This is a genomic window from Streptomyces sp. NPDC079020, from assembly GCF_044542225.1.
Classification (GTDB): Bacteria; Actinomycetota; Actinomycetes; order Streptomycetales; family Streptomycetaceae; genus Streptomyces.
This window is the reverse complement of record NZ_JBITUB010000001.1, coordinates 731928-745689: the sequence shown is the minus strand read 5'-3', so window position 1 is coordinate 745689 and position 13762 is coordinate 731928. Positions and strand designations below refer to the sequence as shown.

The 13762-nt window shown below is 70.1% G+C and carries 13 protein-coding genes and 1 pseudogene; 8 read left to right on the top strand and 6 right to left on the bottom strand.

What is annotated here, in order from left to right; all coding sequences use genetic code 11:
• Window positions 1–49 precede the first annotated feature (49 nt).
• Both ACIGJO_RS03410 and era read left to right on the top strand, forming a co-directional pair.
• Window positions 50–1030, top strand: a complete 981-nt coding sequence (locus ACIGJO_RS03410) for a WxL protein peptidoglycan domain-containing protein (protein WP_399951340.1) — start codon at window positions 50–52, stop codon at window positions 1028–1030.
• Between the two features lie 61 nt (window positions 1031–1091).
• On the top strand, window positions 1092–2066 hold the full coding sequence (era, locus tag ACIGJO_RS03405) for a GTPase Era (RefSeq protein WP_266930531.1): 975 nt from the start codon (window positions 1092–1094) through the stop codon (window positions 2064–2066).
• Between the two features lie 102 nt (window positions 2067–2168).
• Here era and ACIGJO_RS03400 read toward each other — a convergent pair whose 3' ends face one another.
• Window positions 2169–2435 (bottom strand): protealysin inhibitor emfourin, encoded by a 267-nt coding sequence (locus ACIGJO_RS03400; RefSeq protein ID WP_399951734.1) that lies wholly within the window; start codon window positions 2433–2435, stop codon window positions 2169–2171.
• A gap of 40 nt (window positions 2436–2475) precedes the next feature.
• Window positions 2476–3552: a M4 family metallopeptidase gene (locus ACIGJO_RS03395; RefSeq protein WP_399951337.1), complete on the bottom strand. Its 1077-nt coding sequence runs from the start codon at window positions 3550–3552 to the stop codon at window positions 2476–2478.
• Between the two features lie 294 nt (window positions 3553–3846).
• Between ACIGJO_RS03395 and leuA the strand changes: the two genes are divergently transcribed.
• The 4 genes from leuA (at window position 3847) to ACIGJO_RS03375 (ending at window position 8258) form a co-directional block, all read left to right on the top strand.
• Window positions 3847–5637 (top strand): 2-isopropylmalate synthase, encoded by a 1791-nt coding sequence (leuA, locus tag ACIGJO_RS03390; RefSeq protein WP_399951334.1) that lies wholly within the window; start codon window positions 3847–3849, stop codon window positions 5635–5637.
• Between the two features lie 202 nt (window positions 5638–5839).
• A complete protein-coding gene (locus ACIGJO_RS03385; RefSeq protein ID WP_399951330.1) occupies window positions 5840–6544 on the top strand; it encodes a TerB family tellurite resistance protein in 705 nt (234 codons plus the stop codon).
• Window positions 6545–6674: 130 nt separating this feature from the next.
• Window positions 6675–7421, top strand: a complete 747-nt coding sequence (gene recO / locus ACIGJO_RS03380; RefSeq protein WP_266930524.1) for a DNA repair protein RecO — start codon at window positions 6675–6677, stop codon at window positions 7419–7421.
• 21 nt (window positions 7422–7442) lie between these two features.
• A complete protein-coding gene (locus ACIGJO_RS03375; RefSeq protein ID WP_399951325.1) occupies window positions 7443–8258 on the top strand; it encodes an isoprenyl transferase in 816 nt (271 codons plus the stop codon).
• Between the two features lie 129 nt (window positions 8259–8387).
• Here the strand turns inward: ACIGJO_RS03375 and ACIGJO_RS03370 are convergent, their stop codons facing one another.
• The 4 genes from ACIGJO_RS03370 to ACIGJO_RS03355 all read right to left on the bottom strand — a co-directional run bounded on the left by ACIGJO_RS03370 (window position 8388) and on the right by ACIGJO_RS03355 (window position 11711).
• Window positions 8388–8822, bottom strand: a complete 435-nt coding sequence (locus ACIGJO_RS03370; protein ID WP_399951322.1) for a Fur family transcriptional regulator — start codon at window positions 8820–8822, stop codon at window positions 8388–8390.
• Window positions 8823–8890: 68 nt separating this feature from the next.
• Window positions 8891–9790 (bottom strand): metal ABC transporter permease, encoded by a 900-nt coding sequence (locus ACIGJO_RS03365; RefSeq protein ID WP_399951731.1) that lies wholly within the window; start codon window positions 9788–9790, stop codon window positions 8891–8893.
• A complete protein-coding gene (locus ACIGJO_RS03360) occupies window positions 9790–10572 on the bottom strand; it encodes a metal ABC transporter ATP-binding protein (RefSeq protein ID WP_399951319.1) in 783 nt (260 codons plus the stop codon). The genes ACIGJO_RS03365 and ACIGJO_RS03360 overlap by 1 nt, the downstream gene beginning before the upstream one ends.
• 125 nt (window positions 10573–10697) lie before the next feature.
• Window positions 10698–11711, bottom strand: a complete 1014-nt coding sequence (locus ACIGJO_RS03355; RefSeq protein WP_399951316.1) for a metal ABC transporter substrate-binding protein — start codon at window positions 11709–11711, stop codon at window positions 10698–10700.
• Window positions 11712–11930: 219 nt separating this feature from the next.
• On the opposite strand from ACIGJO_RS03355, the gene ACIGJO_RS03350 reads away from it, so the two are divergent.
• Complete coding sequence (locus ACIGJO_RS03350) at window positions 11931–13313, top strand: glycine--tRNA ligase (RefSeq protein WP_399951313.1); 1383 nt, start codon at window positions 11931–11933, stop codon at window positions 13311–13313.
• A 126-nt stretch (window positions 13314–13439) separates the two neighbouring features.
• Window positions 13440–13638 (top strand): annotated as a pseudogene (locus tag ACIGJO_RS03345) (hypothetical protein); the annotation flags it as partial.
• Window positions 13639–13762 lie beyond the last annotated feature (124 nt).

Genomic DNA, 13762 nt, shown 5'->3' with positions numbered 1-13762 from the left:
ACCGTCCGCGACCCACCGCAGCCCATCACCACCCTGGGGGTTCCGCACTGTGCGCAAGCTCTCCGTACGCACGCTTCCCGCCCGCGGGCTCTCCGTGCTGCTCCTGGCGGCCGCGATCGCGCTGGCGCCGGCCGGTGCGCCCGGTGCCCACGCCGCCGACAACGGCAGCTGGTCCGTCTACCCGGCCGCCTCCCCTACCGCCGTGCGGCCGTACTTCCACCTCTCCGCCGACCCCGGTGCCACGCTCACCGACCGGGTCACCGTCGCCAACAGGACCGACCGGCCGCTCACCTTCCGGCTGTACGCGGCCGACGCGTACAACACCGCCCGCGACGGCGGGTTCGCGGTCCGCGCGCAGAACGAGAAGCAGCGCTCCATCGGCGCCTGGGCGAAGACCGGCCGCGACCGGGTCACCGTGAAGGCGCGCGGCTCGGTCACCCTCCCGGTCACCATCACCGTCCCCGAGGACGCCGAACCCGGCGACCACCCGGGTGCCCTCGTCGCCCTCGACGAGAACGTCGACCCCGCCGGGGACGGCTCCGTCGCCGTCGGCATCCGCCGGGCCGTCGGCGCCCGTATCCATCTGCGGGTCAACGGGCCCACCATGCCCGCGCTCTCCGTCGACGATGTCCGCATCGACCACAGCCGGCCACTGGTGCCCGGCACGGGGAAGAGCCGCGCCGTCATCTCGTACACCCTGCGCAACCGCGGCAACGTCACCCTCAACCCCCGGGTCGCCCTCAAGGCCGAGGGCCTCTTCGGCCGCACCCTGCTCGCCCGCGACCTGAAGCGGATCCCCTCGGAACTGCTGCCCCGCCAGCAGGTGCGGCTGACGGAGACCTGGGCCGGTGCGCCCCAGCTGGAATGGGGTGAGGTCCGCATCACCGCCACCGCCCGGGACACGCGGGAGTCCGCGACCACCTCGTACATCGCGCTTCCCTGGCTGGTCGCGGCGGCTCTGGGCGTGATCGTCGCAGCCGGTACCGGGCTGTGGATACGGGCCCGCCGGAGCCGTGCGCGTACCTCCTGAGGCGTCCGCGGCAAGCCCCGCCGCGGACCGCTGTGCGGCGGGGCCGCCGGGATCGGGGAGAATGGTCGCCATGAGCGCTCGACCGAACCCAGAAGCTGCTGCGCAGCACGCGGAGAACAACGCCCCCCACCGGGCCGGCTTCGCCTGCTTCGTGGGCCGCCCCAACGCGGGCAAGTCCACCCTCACGAACGCTCTCGTCGGTCAGAAGGTGGCGATCACCTCCAACCGTCCCCAGACCACGCGGCACACGGTGCGCGGCATCGTGCACCGCGACGACGCGCAGCTGATCCTGGTCGACACCCCCGGCCTCCACAAGCCGCGCACCCTGCTCGGCGAGCGGCTGAACGACGTCGTGCGGACCACCTGGGCGGAGGTCGACGTCATCGGGTTCTGCCTGCCCGCCGACCAGAAGCTCGGCCCCGGCGACAAGTTCATCGTCAAGGAACTGGCGGGTATCAAGAAGACCCCGAAGATCGCGATCATCACCAAGACCGACCTGGTCGACTCCAAGGCGCTCGCCGAGCAGCTGCTCGCCGTCTCCCGCCTCGGTGAGGAGCTCGGCTTCGAGTGGGCGGAGATCGTTCCGGTCTCGGCGGTCAAGGACCAGCAGGTCAGCCTGCTCGCCGACCTGATCGCCCCGCTCCTGCCGGAGAGCCCCCCGCTCTACCCGGAGGGCGACCTCACCGACGAGCCCGAGATGGTCATGGTCGCGGAGCTGATCCGGGAGGCCGCGCTGGAGGGCGTACGCGACGAGCTGCCGCACTCCATCGCGGTCGTCGTCGAGGAGATGCTGCCGCGCGAGGACCGCCCGGCGGACAAGCCGCTGCTGGACATCCACGCGAACGTCTACATCGAGCGCCCCAGCCAGAAGGGCATCATCATCGGCCCGAAGGGCAAGCGGCTCAAGGAAGTCGGCACCAAGTCGCGCAAGCACATCGAGGCGCTGCTCGGTACGCCGGTCTTCCTGGACCTGCATGTGAAGGTCGCCAAGGACTGGCAGCGCGACCCCAAGCAGCTGCGCAAGCTGGGGTTCTGACCCCGGCCGGGGTCAGGGTCCCGCAGGGGAAGGCCCCGCCAGGGGAAGGCCCCGCCAGGGGAAGGCCCCGGCGGGCATGCCGCGGTCGGCGGAGGGCCGGTCTCACGCACCCTCCTTGAGGATGCGTGAGACCAGGGTGCGCTGCGCCCCGGTCAGATCGGGGTCAGCGCAGTACACGGTCCGGTCACCGATCGTGATGCGGTACCGGAATCCGTCCGGCACTCCCGCCGGCGGGCTGTCCCGGCCGCCCGCGAGCGCCGCCTCGGCCAGGGCCTCCCACTCGGCCGCGTCCGGCCGCCCCGTGGTCTCGACCTCACGGTGCCGTGCGATGCCGGCGAAACCACCGGTACGGCTCACCTGGATGCGCATCGGTTCCATGGGTCCTGTCTAGCCGGGGCGGGGGAGAGACTCAAGCGGTCGGCACGCCCACTTCCGACCAGGCCTTGAGAACCGCCTCGTGCTCGTCGCCCTCGCCGAAACGTTCGGTCGTCGCGGCCACGGTCAGCCGGGCGAATTCCGCGAAGTCGGCGTCGGCCGACAGCTCGCCGCCGGTCAGCACGTCGAACCAGATCTGGCCGGCCCGCTCCCAGGCATTGCCGCCGAGCGCGGTGGCCAGCAGGTAGAAGGCACGGTTGGGGATGCCGGAGTTGAGGTGCACCCCGCCGTTGTCCTCGTCCGTCTCGATGTAGTCGTCCATCGAGGCGGGCTGCGGGTCCTTGCCGAGCACATCGTCGTCGTACGCCGTGCCCGGGGCCTTCATCGAGCGCAGCGCCACCCCGCTGACCCGGGGTGCGAGCAGCCCGGCGCCGATCAGCCAGTCGGCCTGCTCGGCGGTCTGGCCCAGGGAGTACTGCTTGACCAGCGAGCCGAACACATCGGAGACCGACTCGTTGAGCGTGCCGGCCTGGCCCTCGTACGTCAGGTTGGCCGTGTACTGCGTCAGACCGTGTGCCAGCTCGTGGGCGATCACGTCGATGGCGACGGTGAAGTCCAGGAAGATCTCGCCGTCGCCGTCCCCGAAGACCATCTGCTCGCCGTCGAAGAACGCGTTGTTGTACTTCTCGTCGTAGTGCACGGAGCCGATCAGCGGCAGGCCCTTGCCGTCGATCGAGCTGCGCCCGTACGCCGTGAGCAGCAGTTCGAACGTGGCACCCAGCCCGGCGTACGCGCGGTTGACGCTGGCGTCCTGGGTGGGCTCCCCGCCCTCGGCGCGGACCCGGTGGCCCGGCAGGCGCGTGCCGTGGCGGCAGTCGTACACGGTGCGGTCGGGCTTGGTGGGCACGGCTCCCGCGGTGGGCGGGGCGACGGGGGTGGCGGCCAGCGCGGCCATCCGGCGCCGGGTGCGCCGGGATCCGTCGGCCTCCAGGGTGCGGCGGGCCGGATCGGCGAGAAGCGGGTCGTCGGACTGCGACAGCTTGTCGAGGAGATGGGGCGGCACGATGGTGCAGAAGACGGGGCGGAACCCGTCGTCGGTTCGGGGCTGCATGGAAACGACTGTGGCACTTCGTGTTCGTACTGTCACTGGTTGCGACGATGATTGACGAAATGGAGTGATGAGTCACTGTTTACCCGTCATGGATGCCCGGTCCCGCATACTGATACGGGCCGACGCCCCGGGTGTCTCTCGGTTACTCTCGTCGCATCATGCGTTTCGGGCTGCTTCTCCTTAGCTGCCGCGGCGAGGGCCTGTAGTCGTAGGCCGACCCCCTCCCCGCGGAGTCTGGTGCTGCAGCGACACAGTCGGCCGTTCCCCTTGCCGGACCCCGAGGAGCCCTACGCCATGACCGCCACGAACATCTCCGGCAACGCCGATTCCGCTGATTCCGTCGGCCGACCCACGCCCGTCACCAACGCGACGCAGCTGCAGAAGCCGTCCGGGATGCCGGTCCACAGGTACGCCGGTTACGACGCCGTGGACATCCCCGACCGCACCTGGCCCGACAGCCGGATCACCGTGGCACCCCGCTGGCTGTCCACCGATCTGCGCGACGGCAACCAGGCGCTGATCGACCCGATGTCCCCGGCCCGCAAGCGCGAGATGTTCGACCTGCTCGTGAGCATGGGCTACAAGGAGATCGAGGTCGGCTTCCCGTCCTCCGGCGAGACCGACTTCGCGTTCGTCCGCTCCATCATCGAAGAGGGCGCGATCCCCGAGGACGTGACGATCTCCGTTCTGACGCAGGCCCGCGAGGAGCTGATCGAGCGCACGGTGGAGTCGCTGGTCGGCGCGCGCCGGGCCACCGTCCACCTGTACAACGCCACCGCCCCCACCTTCCGGCGCGTGGTCTTCCGCGGCTCCAAGGAGCAGGTCAAGCAGATCGCCGTGGACGGCACGCGGCTGGTCATGGAGTACGCGGAGAAGATCCTGGGCCCGGAGACGATCTTCGGCTACCAGTACAGCCCGGAGATCTTCACCGACACCGAGCTGGACTTCGCCCTGGAGGTCTGCGAGGCCGTCTGCGACGTCTGGCAGCCCGAGGAGGGCCGCGAGATCATCCTGAACCTGCCCGCCACCGTGGAGCGTTCGACGCCGTCCACGCACGCGGACCGGTTCGAGTGGATGTCGCGCAACCTGTCCCGCCGCGAGTTCGTCTGTCTGTCGGTCCACCCGCACAACGACCGCGGCACCGCCGTCGCCGCCGCCGAGCTGGCCATCATGGCCGGCGCGGACCGGATCGAGGGCTGCCTGTTCGGACAGGGCGAGCGCACCGGCAACGTCGACCTGGTCACGCTGGGCATGAACCTGTTCTCGCAGGGCGTCGACCCGCAGATCGACTTCTCGCAGATCGACGAGATCCGCCGCACCAGCGAGTACTGCAACCAGATGGAGGTCCACCCGCGCCACCCCTACGCGGGCGACCTGGTCTACACCGCCTTCTCCGGTTCCCACCAGGACGCCATCAAGAAGGGCTTCGACGCCATGGAGGCCGACGCGGCCGCCCGGGGCAAGAGCGTGGACGACATCCAGTGGGCGGTGCCGTACCTGCCGATCGACCCGAAGGACGTCGGCCGCTCCTACGAGGCCGTCATCCGGGTCAACTCGCAGTCCGGCAAGGGCGGAATCGCCTACGTCCTGAAGAACGACCACAAGCTGGACCTGCCGCGCCGGATGCAGATCGAGTTCTCCCGGATCATTCAGGCCAAGACCGACGCCGAGGGCGGCGAGGTCACCCCGGCCCAGATCTGGTCCACCTTCCAGGACGAGTACCTGCCGAACCCGCAGAACGCCTGGGGCCGCGTACAGATCCGCTCCGGTCAGACCGTGACCGACACCGACGGCAAGGACACGCTGACCGTCGAGGCCAACGTCGACGGTACGGACACCGTGCTCACCGGAACCGGCAACGGCCCGATCTCCGCGTTCTTCGAAGCGCTGCAGGCCATCGGCATCGACGCCCGTCTCCTGGACTACACCGAGCACACGATGAGCGAGGGTGCCAGCGCCCAGGCGGCCTCGTACATCGAGTGCGCGATCGACGGCAAGGTGCTGTGGGGCATCGGCATCGACGCCAACACCACGCGCGCCTCGCTCAAGGCGGTCGTCTCCGCGGTCAACCGCGCGGCCCGCTGACGCCGTCCCCGCACCCCGTCGGGAGTCCGCTTTGATCCCGTAACGGTATGGTCCGCGAACCCCGTCCACCCGACCAGGGTGGGCGGGGTTCGGCCATATCCGGGGGTTGTGACCGCCGGGAGGCTGACGTCACATCACGCATGTGGCTAACATCACGTCCAACACACGGCAATGTTGCCGGAGCGTTACGGAGGTGTGCGACGTGCGGTCAGCCCAAGGACAACGCGCTCTGAGGCCGTTCATCTACGGCATCCGCACCGCCTGGGAGGCCGTGGGCGACGGCGAGTTCTTCTGCCCCGGCTGCGGAGGCGACCGCAACTACCGTCGCCTGACCGGGCGTCGGCGCTTCACCGTGCTCGGTGTGCCGCTGCTGCGGCGAGGCAGCGCGGGCCCCGTCGTCGAATGCGCCGTCTGCCGGGAGCACTTCGCCACCGACAGCCTCGACCACCCCACCACCACCCGGTTCTCCGCGATGCTCCGCGAGGCCGTGCACACGGTCACGCTGGGCGTCCTCGCGGCCGGCGGCACCGCCTCCCGCACGGTCCTGGACACCGCGGTCGCCACGGTGCGCGAGGCCGGACTGGACGACTGCACCCAGGAACAGCTCTTCACCATCGTCGAGGTGCTCGCCGCCGACACCGGGCACGGCCCCGGCGCCGACCCCGCGGCCGAGGCCTGCGGTGCCACCCTCGCCATCGAGCTGCACGAGGTCCTGGGCCCCCTCGCGCCGCACCTGGCCACCGCCGGGCGGGAATCGGTGCTGCTCCAGGGCGCCAGGATCGCGCTGGCCGACGGCCCGTACAGCCCGGCGGAGCGTGAGGTGCTGACCACGGTCGGCAGCGCGCTCCAGCTTTGTGCCGACGACACCGCCCGTCTCCTCGCGGCCGCCGCCCGCACGCCCTCGTAGCGCGGGGCCCGCGCCCCGCAAGGTCCCCGCAGCCCCCGCAGGGCCGCCCGTACGCCCTCCGCGGGGCCGCCCGCGCCCCTTCATGGCCGCCGCCCGCCCGCCGCGCCTGCGGGTGGGCGACAATGGGGCCATGAGCTTGTTCCGGGACGACGGCGTCGTGCTGCGCACACAGAAACTGGGCGAGGCCGACCGGATCATCACGATCCTGACCCGCGGCCACGGCCGGGTCCGCGCCGTCGCCCGCGGAGTGCGCCGCACCAAGTCCAAGTTCGGCGCCCGCCTGGAGCCCTTCTCCCACGTCGACGTCCAGTTCTTCGCCCGCGGCAGCGAACTGATCGGCCGCGGCCTGCCGCTGTGCACCCAGAGCGAGACGATCGCTCCGTACGGTGGCGGCATCGTCGCCGACTACGCCCGCTACACCGCGGGCACCGCCATGCTGGAGACCGCCGAGCGGTTCACCGACCACGAGGGCGAGCCCGCGGTGCAGCAGTACCTGCTGCTCGTCGGCGGGCTGCGCACCCTGGCCCGGGGCGAACACGCACCCCACCTCATCCTCGACGCGTTCCTGCTGCGCTCCCTCGCGGTCAACGGCTACGCCCCCAGCTTCGAGGACTGCGCGAAGTGCGGAATGCCCGGACCGAACCGGTTCTTCTCCGTCGCGGCGGGCGGAGTCATATGCGGCGACTGCCGGGTGCCCGGGAGCGTCGTACCCTCGGCGGAGGCCCTCGTACTGCTGAGTGCGCTGCTCACCGGTGACTGGGAGACGGCGGACGCGTGCGAGGCGCGTCATGTCAGGGAGGGGAGCGGGCTGGTGTCCGCCTATCTGCACTGGCATCTGGAGCGCGGACTGCGCTCGCTGCGGTACGTAGAGAAGTGACACAGGGAGACTGAGAAGCTCATGGCAGTACGCGGGATCCTCGGCGGCCGTAACCGGCGCACGTACAAGACCCCCGAACCGCACCCCTCCGGCGCGACGCCTCCGAAGATCCCCGGCGAACTGGTGCCCAAGCACGTCGCCGTCGTGATGGACGGTAACGGCCGCTGGGCCAAGGAGCGCGGTCTCCCGCGCACGGAGGGCCACAAGGTCGGTGAGGGCGTCGTCATGGACGTTCTCAAGGGCTGTATCGAGATGGGCGTCAAGAACCTCTCGCTGTACGCCTTCTCCACCGAGAACTGGAAGCGCTCGCCGGACGAGGTGAAGTTCCTGATGAACTTCAACCGGGACGTCATCCGTCGGCGCCGCGACGAGATGGACGAACTGGGCATCCGCATCCGCTGGGTGGGCCGGATGCCGAAGCTGTGGAAGTCCGTGGTCCAGGAACTCCAGGTCGCCCAGGAGCAGACCGAGGGCAACGACCGGATGACGCTCTACTTCTGCGTCAACTACGGCGGCCGCGCCGAGATCGCCGACGCCGCGCAGCGCGTCGCCGAGGACGTGGCGGCGGGGAAGCTCGACCCGTCGAAGGTCAACGAGAAGACGTTCGCGAAGTACCTCTACTACCCGGACATGCCGGACGTGGACCTCTTCGTACGTCCCAGCGGCGAGCAGCGCACGTCCAACTACCTGATCTGGCAGAGCGCGTACGCCGAGATGGTCTTCCAGGACGTCCTGTGGCCGGACTTCGACCGCCGGGACCTGTGGCGCGCCTGCCTGGAGTACGCGCAGCGGGACCGCCGCTTCGGCGGGGCGGAAGAGGCGACGCCCCAGAAGTGACACCTCACGGGTGACGGGCCGGGAAGCGGCGGGCCCGGAAACCGCGGTCCGGAAGTGACGGACCGGGAGCGACAGAAAGGGGCGGGTCCGGGGTGTGAGGCACCCCGGGCCCGCCCCTTCGTCCGCTCGTTACGCCTTCGTCCGCGCGCACTCCGCGCAGGTCCCGAAGATCTCCACGGTGTGTGCGACGTTCACATACCCGTGCTGGGAGGCGATCGTCTCGGCCCACTGCTCCACCGCGGGTCCTTCGACCTCGACGGCCTTGCCGCAGACCCGGCACACGAGATGGTGGTGGTGTTCGCCGGTGGAGCACCGCCGGTACACCGACTCGCCCTCCGTCGTACGGAGCACATCGACCTCGCCCGCGTCGGCGAGGGACTGCAGGGTGCGGTAGACCGTGGTCAGCCCCACCGAGTCGCCGCGGTGTTTGAGTACATCGTGCAGCTCCTGTGCGCTGCGGAACTCGTCCACCCCGTCGAGCGCCGCCGCGACGGCTGCGCGCTGCCGGGTGGACCGGCCGCGTACCGGGGCTGCGTTCGTGCCACTGATCGGCGCCGTGGCCACTGGTGCCTCCTCGTGTCGCCCGTACATGTGTCGTCGGGCCATTGTGCCAGTCCGGCCCGCTGACACGGTCAGACCGGCACGTCGTCCGCGGCCGGTCGGGCGGCCGGTACTTCCAGGGTGCACCCGTCCTCGTCCGCGGTGCTCGCGCGGGCACGCCGCTTCGCGAGCGGCGTGGCGAGCGCGGTCAGCAGGATGAACGCGGCGATGGCCATCAGCACGATCGTGGCGCCGGGAGGCACGTCCTGGTAGTAGGTCGTCACCGTTCCCGCCAGGGTCACCACCGTGCCGATGACGACGGCCAGCACGAACGTCACCCTGAAGGACTTCGAGATCTGCTGCGCCGCCGCGACCGGCACCACCATCAGGGCGCTGACCAGCAGCAGGCCGACGACCCGCATCGCGACGGTGACGGTGACCGCGGCCGTGACCGCGACCAGCAGGTTCAGCGCGCGCACCGGCAGCCCGGTGACCCGGGCGAACTCCTCGTCCTGGCTGACGGCGAACAGCTGCCTGCGCAGCCCCACCGTCACCAGCATCACGAAGGCGGCCAGCACGCAGATCGCGGTGACATCCGATTCGGAGACCGTGGAGAGGGAGCCGAAGAGATACGACATCAGGTTCGCGTTGGAACCGGTGTCGGACATGTTGATCAGCATCACGCCGCCCGCCATGCCTCCGTAGAAGAGCATGGCCAGGGCGATGTCGCCGCGGGTGTGTCCGTACCAGCGGATCAGCTCCATGACGACCGCACCGGCCACGGCGACGGCCGTGGCCATCCAGACGGGGCTGGTGGAGAGCAGGAAGCCGAGGCCGACCCCGGTCATCGCGATATGGCCGATGCCGTCGCCCATCAGGGCCTGGCGGCGCTGGACCAGGAAGATGCCGATGGCGGGGGCGGTGATGCCGACCAGGACGGCGGCGATCAGGGCCCGCTGCATGAAGGGAGGGTTCAGGAATTCCAGCATGATCAGCTCAGCAGTCCCGTCCGGACGGGCTCGGAAGCCGCGTGGGGGTGTACGTGGTCGTGGCCGGGCAGCGCGTGCTGGCCCAGGGCCTCGGGGGGCGGCCCGTCGTGCGTCACACAGCCGTCGCGCAGCACGATCGCCCGGTCGATCAGGGGCTCCAGCGGGCCGAGCTCGTGCAGGACGAGCAGGACGGAAGTGCCGGCGGCGACCTGCGCGCGCAGGGTCGAGGCGAGGATCTCCTGGCTGGCCAGGTCGACCCCGGCCATCGGCTCGTCCATGATCAGCAGTTCCGGCTCGGAGGCGAGGGCACGGGCGATCAGGACTCGCTGGTGCTGGCCGCCGGACAGGGCGCTCACGGAGTCCTTGGCGCGGTCGGTGAGCCCGACCAGCTCGATGGCCCGGTCGACGGCCGCCCGGTCCGCCCTGCCGGGCAGCCGCAGCTTCGTACGGGACAGCCGCCCGGAGGCCACGACCTCGCGGATCGTGGCCGGGACGCCGCCCGCCGCGGTGGTGCGCTGCGGTACGTAGCCGACGCGGCCCCACTGGCGGAAGCGGCGCAGCTCGGTGCCGAACAGTTCGACGGTGCCGCCGGTGAGCGGGACCTGACCGATCACGGAGCGTACGGCGGTGGACTTGCCGGAACCGTTGGCGCCGAGCAGGGCGACGACCTCACCGCGGTGGACGGTCAGGTCCACCCCGCGCAGGACGGGGCGCGCGCCGAGGGTGGCCGTGGCGCCGCGCAGGCTGATCACGGCTTCTTCTGCGGTACTCCCGGACTCCGGCATGAGCGCCTCCGATGCGGCTGTCGATGGGAAGGATGGGAAGGATGGGACGGATGTGGTGGACAGGGCGGACGTGGTGGACAGGGCGGGTGGGGCGGATGAAGCGCGTCCGGCGGGTGTGACGTCTGTCACTTCGCGCCGAGTGCCTTCTGGAGCGCCGCCAGATTGGACTCCATGACCTCGGTGTAGTCAGCGCCCCGGGACTTGCCGGTGATTCCCTCCAGCGGGTCCAGGACGGCGGTCTTCAGCCCGGTGTCCTTCGCGAGGGTCCTGGCGGTCTTGTCGCTGGCGAGCGTCTCGAAGAAGACGGTCGTGGCCCCGCTCTTCTCCGCGACGGTGTGGATCTCCTGGATCCGGGCGGGGCTCGGCTCGGCCTCGGGGTCGACGCCGGCGATGCCCTCCTGGGTGAGCCCGTAGCGCTCGGCGAGATAGCCGAAGGCGGAGTGGGTGGTGATGAAGGTCTTGGTGGTGGTGTTCTTCAGGCCCGTCTCGAACGCCGTGTTCAGCGCGCCCAGCTCGTCGACCAGGGCGGTCGTGTTCCGGGCGTAGTCCGCGGCGTGGTCGGGGTCGGCCTTCTGGAGGGACTTCCCGACGCCCTTGGCGACCTCGGCGTACTTCACCGGGTCCAGCCAGATGTGCGGATCGGCGCCGCCCTCCTCGCCGTGGTTGTGCCCGTCGCCCTCTTCGTGCTCCCCGTGGGCCTCCTCGCCCTCGTGGCCGTGCTCCTCCCCGCCCTCGTGGTCATGGCCGCTGACCTGGGCTCCGTGGTCCTCCAGCGTGGTGAGGGTCGCGGCGTCGACGGTGTTCTTCACACCGGACTGCTTGATCGCGTCGTCCACGGCGGGCTGGATGCCCTTGAGGTAGAGGACGTAGTCGGAGTCGCTGAGGGAGCCGATCTGGCGGGGGGTGAGCTCCAGGTCGTGCGGCTCGACCCCGGGCTCGGTCAGGCTGGTGACGGCGACGTGCTCGCCGCCGATCCGCTCGGCCAGGAACTGCATCGGATAGAACGACGCCGTCACTTTCAGCTTGCCGCCGTTGCTCCCGTCCGCGGTGTCGGAGGCGGAGCAGGCCGAGAGGGCAGTCAGGCCGAGGGTGACTGCGCCGGCGACGGCGGCGGTGGGTATGAGGCGGCGTACGTTCATGACAGTCATTTTCAACAAAAGTGGAAACGATTGTCAACAAGGCTGATGAGATGACCGGAACGGTGCCGGAAGATCGCTGGACCCCCCACCGATTTGATCCGGGGGGTGCGCCCGCCGGTAATCTTGGGCATTCGCCCGCGCCCGATGCACGAGCACCACCCCATCGAGGCGCTCCGCGCCGCCCCTGTCCAATTTCACCGTCGTAATGAAGAGAGCACCGTGGCCGCCGACAAGATCGACACCATCGTCAGCCTGAGCAAGCGCCGTGGCTTCGTCTACCCCTGCAGTGAGATCTACGGCGGTCAGAAGGCCGCCTGGGACTACGGGCCGCTGGGCGTGGAGATGAAGGAGAACCTCAAGCGCCAGTGGTGGCGTTACATGGTCACCTCGCGCGAGGACGTGGTCGGTCTCGACTCGTCGGTCATCCTGGCCCCCGATGTCTGGGTCGCCTCCGGCCATGTCGCCACCTTCTCGGACCCGCTCACCGAGTGCACCTCCTGCCACAAGCGCTACCGGGCCGACCACCTGGAAGAGGCGTACGAGGAGAAGCACGGCAAGCCCCCCGTCAACGGCCTGGCCGACCTCAACTGCCCCAACTGCGGCAACAAGGGCACGTTCACCGAGCCCAAGCAGTTCTCGGGCCTGCTCTCCACGCACCTCGGCCCGACCCAGGACTCCGGCTCCGTCGCCTACCTGCGTCCCGAGACCGCGCAGGGCATCTTCACCAACTTCGGCCAGGTCCAGCAGACCTCGCGCAAGAAGCCGCCGTTCGGCATCGCGCAGATGGGCAAGTCCTTCCGGAACGAGATCACTCCGGGCAACTTCATCTTCCGCACCCGTGAGTTCGAGCAGATGGAGATGGAGTTCTTCGTCAAGCCGGGCGAGGACGAGCAGTGGCAGGAATACTGGATGGAGCAGCGCTGGAACTGGTACACGGACCTGGGCATGCGCCCGGAGAACATGCGCTGGTTCGAGCACCCGGCGGAGAAGCTCTCCCACTACTCCAAGCGCACCGCTGACATCGAGTACCGCTTCCGCTTCGGCGGCAGCGAGTGGGGCGAGCTGGAAGGCGTCGCCAACCGCACGGACTACGACCTCAAGGCGCACTCCAAGGCCTCGGGCACGGACCTGTCGTACTTCGACCAGGAGGCCGGCGAGCGCTGGACCCCCTACGTCATCGAGCCGGCGGCCGGTGTCGGCCGCGCGATGCTGGCCTTCCTCCTGGACGCCTACATCGAGGACGAGGCGCCCAACGCCAAGGGCGTCATGGAGAAGCGCACCGTGATGCGTCTCGACCCGCGCCTCGCGCCGGTCAAGGTCGCGGTCCTGCCGCTGTCCCGCAACCCGCAGCTCTCGCCGAAGGCCAAGGGCCTCGCCACCGACCTGCGCAAGAACTGGAACATTGAGTTCGACGACGCGGGCGCCATCGGCCGCCGCTACCGCCGCCAGGACGAGATCGGTACGCCGTTCTGCGTCACCGTCGACTTCGACACCCTCGACGACAACGCGGTGACCGTGCGTGAGCGCGACACCATGCAGCAGGAGCGCGTCTCCCTGGACCAGATCCAGTCCTACCTGGGCGCCCGCCTGCTCGGCTGCTGACACCCGGGCACGCGCCCGGCACCCGGGCGGCATGTCCACGCGCGACAGCGGCGAAGCCCCCGGTTCCGTGTACGGAACCGGGGGCTCCGTTGCACACTGGGGCCCACGCTCCCCCAGGAGGCACGCATGCCGTCCATGACCACGAGCAAGGTCAGCAGATGGGACCAGCACGGCCGCGAACACACCGTCCAGGTGCGGAAGCCGGGGATGGCAGCGGCAGCTGACCTGCGGCACCTGCGGGTGGCGCAGAGGAGCGCAGTTCCCGCCCTGGCTGAAGGCCGAGGAGCACTTGGCGGAGGAGCACCGGGCGACGGTCGACCCGACGGTCCGACCGCTCCCCGCCAGGTCATACGGCCCGCCGGGCCACTCGGCGGCCTGCCCGGACACCCCCGTGCGGCGGGAAATCGGGTGCTGGTCACTGTTCGGCCGGGGTACGGTTCCCTCATGTC

Bases quoted from the DNA above. Each gene is read 5' to 3' on its own strand.
- era (WP_266930531.1), top strand. From the start codon at position 1,092: ATGGTCGCCATGAGCGCTCGACCGAACCCAGAAGCTGCTGCGCAGCAC.
- ACIGJO_RS03400 (WP_399951734.1), bottom strand. From the start codon at position 2,435: ATGCGCATCCAGGTGAGCCGTACCGGTGGTTTCGCCGGCATCGCACGG.
- ACIGJO_RS03395 (WP_399951337.1), bottom strand. From the start codon at position 3,552: ATGCAGCCCCGAACCGACGACGGGTTCCGCCCCGTCTTCTGCACCATC.
- leuA (WP_399951334.1), top strand. From the start codon at position 3,847: ATGACCGCCACGAACATCTCCGGCAACGCCGATTCCGCTGATTCCGTC.
- recO (WP_266930524.1), top strand. From the start codon at position 6,675: ATGAGCTTGTTCCGGGACGACGGCGTCGTGCTGCGCACACAGAAACTG.
- ACIGJO_RS03375 (WP_399951325.1), top strand. From the start codon at position 7,443: ATGGCAGTACGCGGGATCCTCGGCGGCCGTAACCGGCGCACGTACAAG.
- ACIGJO_RS03360 (WP_399951319.1), bottom strand. From the start codon at position 10,572: ATGCCGGAGTCCGGGAGTACCGCAGAAGAAGCCGTGATCAGCCTGCGC.
- ACIGJO_RS03355 (WP_399951316.1), bottom strand. From the start codon at position 11,711: ATGAACGTACGCCGCCTCATACCCACCGCCGCCGTCGCCGGCGCAGTC.